4 protein-coding genes are annotated in these 4,723 nt (G+C 72.2%); 1 reads left to right on the top strand and 3 read right to left on the bottom strand.

The genetic code is table 11. The features are described 5' to 3' along the window. Window positions 1-29 precede the first annotated feature (29 nt). From E1265_RS33785 to E1265_RS33775, 3 genes are read right to left on the bottom strand one after another with little or no spacing between them, the layout of a single operon-like run. Window positions 30-1,016 carry an SCO0930 family lipoprotein gene (locus E1265_RS33785; protein WP_132934770.1) on the bottom strand — a complete coding sequence of 329 codons (987 nt, stop codon included), beginning with the start codon at window positions 1,014-1,016 and terminating at the stop codon, window positions 30-32. 31 nt (window positions 1,017-1,047) lie between these two features. After that, window positions 1,048-2,523 (bottom strand): NADH-quinone oxidoreductase subunit NuoF family protein, encoded by a 1,476-nt coding sequence (locus tag E1265_RS33780; RefSeq protein WP_132934769.1) that lies wholly within the window; start codon window positions 2,521-2,523, stop codon window positions 1,048-1,050. After that, window positions 2,510-3,109: a hypothetical protein gene (locus E1265_RS33775; RefSeq protein ID WP_132934768.1), complete on the bottom strand. Its 600-nt coding sequence runs from the start codon at window positions 3,107-3,109 to the stop codon at window positions 2,510-2,512. The genes E1265_RS33780 and E1265_RS33775 overlap by 14 nt, the downstream gene beginning before the upstream one ends. 536 nt (window positions 3,110-3,645) lie before the next feature. Between E1265_RS33775 and E1265_RS33770 the strand changes: the two genes are divergently transcribed. After that, window positions 3,646-4,662, top strand: a complete 1,017-nt coding sequence (locus E1265_RS33770; RefSeq protein WP_132934767.1) for a helix-turn-helix domain-containing protein — start codon at window positions 3,646-3,648, stop codon at window positions 4,660-4,662. Window positions 4,663-4,723 lie beyond the last annotated feature (61 nt).

The following is a 4,723-nucleotide window of genomic DNA, read 5'->3' as shown; positions in this document are numbered from 1 at the left end:
GGTGTGGGGGGTGGCGGATCAGGGGTTGATCAGGCGTCGGCCTTGTGACCGTCGGGGGTGACGGCCCACCAGAGGCCCTGGGCGCCGTGGCCCGTGGTGTCGCCCGGCTCCTGGTCGCCGGTGAAGTAGTACAGCGGCCAGCAGTCGATGGTCAGCTGGATGGTGCCGTCCGGGCGCTCGAAGGGGATGATCAGCTCGGGGTCGAAGCCCAGCTGCTCGGCGACCTCCGGCTCGATGAACTCGGCCGGCTTCCAGGTCTCCAGGCAGGCGTCCTCGCAGCCGGTCGACATCGGCCAGGCGGTGTCGTTGTCGAACCGGTAGAGGGTGCGGCCCTCCGAGTCGGCCACGATCTCGCCGAGCTCCGGGTCGTCCACGATGTTCAGCGCGTCGAACTCCCCGCCCCCGGCCTCGCCGCCGCCACCGCCCTCCGCGGCGTCGGAGCCGGCCGGGGCGCCGTTCGGGGCCAGGGCGTTCCAGACGCCGCCGACGCCGTGGCCGTTGACGTCACCCGGCGCGGTGTCCTCCGCGTAGCGGTAGACCGGCCAGCCGTTGAGGGTCAACTGCAGGCTGCCGTCCGAGCGTTCGACCTCGCCGAGCAGTTCGGGGTCGATGCCCTCGGTGGCCGAGGCGTCCTCGGCCGGGACAGCGGGCCAGGCCGTGAGGCAGTCACCCTCGCAGTTCGAGGTGGGCGGGTCGGCGGTGTCGTTCTCGAAGCGGTAGAGCGTGAAGCCCTCCGAGTCGGTCACCACCTCTCCCAGCTCCGAGTCGTCGGCCAGGGCCAACGCGCCCGCCGGTTCGCCCAGTTGGGTCGCGGCGCCGGAGTCGCCGCCATAACCGTCGCCGTAGTCGTAGCCGTTGTCGGTGGCCGCTCCGGAGTCGTTGGCCGCGTTCTCGATGGTCGTGGTGCCGTCCCCGTCGGAACCGGCGCAGGCGACCGTCAACAGGAGGCTGGCCACCGCCGCCACGGTCAGCGCGGAGCGGTGCGGCAGGCGCTGGCGGGTGAGCTGAGTTGTCATGATCGCTCCTTGAAAGGGGGGTGGGGGATGGTCAGTTGGCTAGTCGGAGTGCGAGTTCTGGACAGCGCCGGATGGCGCGCACGGCCTGGTTGCGTGAGTCGGCCGGGAGGTTGTAGGTGGCGTTGTCGGGGTAGCCGTCCGGGCCGAGCCTGACGACCTCGGGCACCACGTCGGCGCAGAGCCCGTGGCCGCGGCAGAGCGTCCAGTCGACGAGCAGCTTGGGGCCGCCCTCGGTGGCCGCCGGCAGCGCGATCGGCTCCGGCGGCACGGCCAGCGAGCCGATGGTGGGCCGCCCGCAACCGCGGCCCACCGCGTGGTCGGTGAACTCCGTGAGGAACGAGTTCAGGGCGGAGTTCACGAAGTTCGCGGTGCCGTCCGGGTGGCTGCACGCCCCGCGCTTGCGGACCGAGAGCACCCGGTCGCGCACGGCGTCCAGCGCGTTGAGACCGCCGCCGTTGGCGGCCCGGCTCAGCGCCTCGGCGATCGACGGCAGCCCCAGCGCGCACGGTCCGCACTGGTTCGCCGACTGGTCGGCCATCCAGCGGGCGACCTTCACGGTCTCGCCCACCGGACACGTCTCGTGCGGCACGGGCATCACCGCGCCGGCGGCCAGCATCGCGTCGTACCGCTTGAGCGCGTCGCGGTCGAGGGTGGTCTCCTTGGCCGCGTCGGCGTCGATGAAGCGGCCGTGGTAGCCGCCGATCAGCACGCCCTGGCCCGGGTCCGTGATGCCGCACAACCACAGCACGTCGCGCAGTGGCGTGCCGACCGGCGCCTCGACCACGAACCTGCCGGCCACGCTCAGCAGCACGGTGCCCGGCTCGCCTGGCAGACCCATCTCCCGGTAGGAGAGGGCGCCGATCCTGGCGGCCACCGAGAGCTGGGTGAACGTCTCGGTGTTGGAGAACAGGGTCGGGGCCCCGGCGAGGCCGCTCTCCGTGGAGCGCACCTTGCGCCCGGCCGGCAGGGCCTGGAGGCCCTCGATGCCGCGGGTGAGCGCGGACGCCTCGCCGGTGACGAACCGCTCGGGCAGGTAGGTCACCTCGATCGGCCTGGCACCAGGCGGCATCTCGGCCACCGCCTCGCGCACCGACTTCTCCACGTCGGAGCGGGTGACGCCGATCGCGACCCGGTCCGCACCCAGCGCCTCGGCGGCCAGCAGCGCGCCCTCGAGCACCAGGTGCGGGGTGCGCAGCAGCAGCTCCTTGTCCTTCAGGCAACTGGGCTCGCCCTCACTGCCGTTGATCACCACATGGGGCGCCATGCCGCGTCGGCCGGCGGCCTCCACGACGCCCTTGAGCTTCCTGGCGAACGGGAAGCCCGCCCCGCCCCGGCCGCGCAGATCGATGTTCTCGGCCAGCGCGATCACCTCCTCGAGGCGCAGCCGGGGCAGCGGGCCGTGAACCGTGAGATGCGCGACACGGTCCAAGCGGGTGGTGACGTCGAGGCCGGCCAGCAGGCGCGGCTGGCCCACGACGGCGAGCGCGGGGCGCCTAGGAACGCTCATTGACGAGCCTCCTGCGGACGACGATCCGGTGGGCCAGCACGACGGCCACGCCGATGATCGCGGCGAAGTAGGCGATGGTGACCCAGGAACCGCTCACGGGCCGGCCCGCCTTGAGGCCGTGCACCATCGACGCGCCCCAGGCCAGGTAGGCGCTCATGTGGATGGCGCGCCACCAGCGGGCCTTGCGCGGCGTGGCGAACACGCTGCGCACGGCGCCCGAGACGGCGGTCACCAGGAACAGGTAGGCGGCCAGGGTGCCGAGGCCGACCAGCACCGGGCGTCTGTCGTCGGTGAACGGGACGAAGGCCATCGAGGTCGTGACCCGCTCGTTGGCGATCTTCACCCAGACGTGCAGGACGAGGAAGGCGAGCCCGGCGACGGCTAAGCCCCGGTGCACGCCCTGGGCCAGCAGCCGGTGCCCCGGCGCCAGCACGATCCGGTCGGTGGCCGCCACGCCCCACAGGACGGTGCCGCTCAGCGCCACCAGGGCCGCCACGCCGGCTCCCCAGTCGAGGAAGTACCAGAGGTGATCGAAGACCCCGGCGTTGGCCGCCGCGAGCAGCACGACCATCACGGCGCCCGCCACATAGGACGCGATCAGCCGCGGCCCCCGGTCTCCGCTCCGCAGCCGGCGCGCTCCGCCGACGGGCCCGCGGCCCGGGGCCTGGACCGGGCCGCGGACCTGGCCGCGGAGCGCACGCTGCGGCGATTTGGCCGCGGCTCGGTGAGACCCCTGACGACGGGAAGCCGTCCTGATCTCTGGGGGTGGGTAGGTGGTCATCGAAGCAAACCTCCGGGACAAGCGCCGTGACCGCAGCATGTCGAATTCCGGCGAGCAGGATTGCGCGATTATCCGGTCGTGATAAATTTCGACGCGTCCGGCCGCCGCCTGCGGCAAGGGCAATGAAAATGCCTGTCCTGCCGTCGTTGACCCGGTAATTCAACGGAACCTGAAAGGGTCCTTAAAGGCGACTTAAGAAATTGCGAAGACGCCTCGGAAAACGCGATGGCCGGTTTTTTGAAAGTACCTTGTGCGGTGTTCTTGGGAACGTTCTTCTGACGTTCTACTGACGCAATGCCCGCGATCTGTCGGGTCCACACCCGACGCGAAGGAGATGCGAGATGCGTGCCCTTCTGGACCACGTCTGGTTAAGCCCGAGGGAGGTCCCCGCCCTGGCCGACGAGGTGGTCGATGCGCTGGTCGACCGCGTGTCCGCCATGTCGGCGCTGCCCGAGCCTCGCCGCCGCGACGAGCTGCGGTCCGAGGTCGAGTCGGCCCTGCGCGGAGCGCTCAGCCGGTCGGAGCCCGGGAACCTCGATGACGGGGACGGCGAGTACGGCCCGCTGACCCGTGAACGGGCCCGCCAGGAGCTGTTCGCCGCGCTCACCGCCGGCTCGCCGCTCTCCGAGGAGGCCCTGGCCCCGCTCGCCCAGCGCGCCGCCTGGCCGCTGCCCGAGAGAGTGCGGGCCGTGGTGCTCGGCTCGCTGGGCGAACTGCGGCTGGTTTCCGACGCGTTGGGCGACCCGTTGATCGGCATCACCGACGGCCGGCCCTGCGCCCTGCTCCCGGACCCCGACCCGGAGGCCGAGTCCCGCCCGCTGCTGCGCCGCGCCCTGCCGCGCGGCCGGGCGGCCGCCGTGGGGCACGTGGTGCCGCTGGGGGAGGCCCGCTCCTCGCTGCGCTGGGCGCGGCGGCTCGTGGATCTGGCGCCCGAGGCCCAACTCCTTTTCGTCGAGGACCATCTGCCCGCGCTGCTGCTCCTCCAGGACGAGTCCCTGGTGCGCGCGCTCTCGACCCGCTGGCTGCGGCCGCTCGAGGCGCTGAAGCCGGCGCAGAGCGCGCGTCTTGAGACGACGCTGCTGGCCTGGCTCGAGGGCGGCGGCGCCCCGGAGGCGGCCAAGACCCTCAAGGTGCACCCGCAGACCGTCCACTACCGGCTGCGGCAGCTCGAGAAGCTGTTCGGCCCGGTGCTGCGCGACCCGCGCAGCCGGTTCGAGCTGGAGATGACGCTGCACAGCCGCCGGCTGCTGGCCCAGGTGCGGGACGTGCAGGCCCGGATCAGCCGGCGCGCGCGGACCGCGGCGATGTCGCTGAAGCCGATGGACATGGCCCGCGAGGCCCGCGTCAACGGCCGTTAAACGAGGGGGAGTCGAGAGGGCTCCGATGAACTGACCGACAGAACGGGGCAGCGCGTAGGCG

Source organism: Streptomyces sp. 8K308, assembly GCF_004348315.1.
Classification (GTDB): Bacteria; Actinomycetota; Actinomycetes; order Streptomycetales; family Streptomycetaceae; genus Streptomyces.
This window is presented reverse-complemented; position numbering and strand designations above follow the sequence as displayed.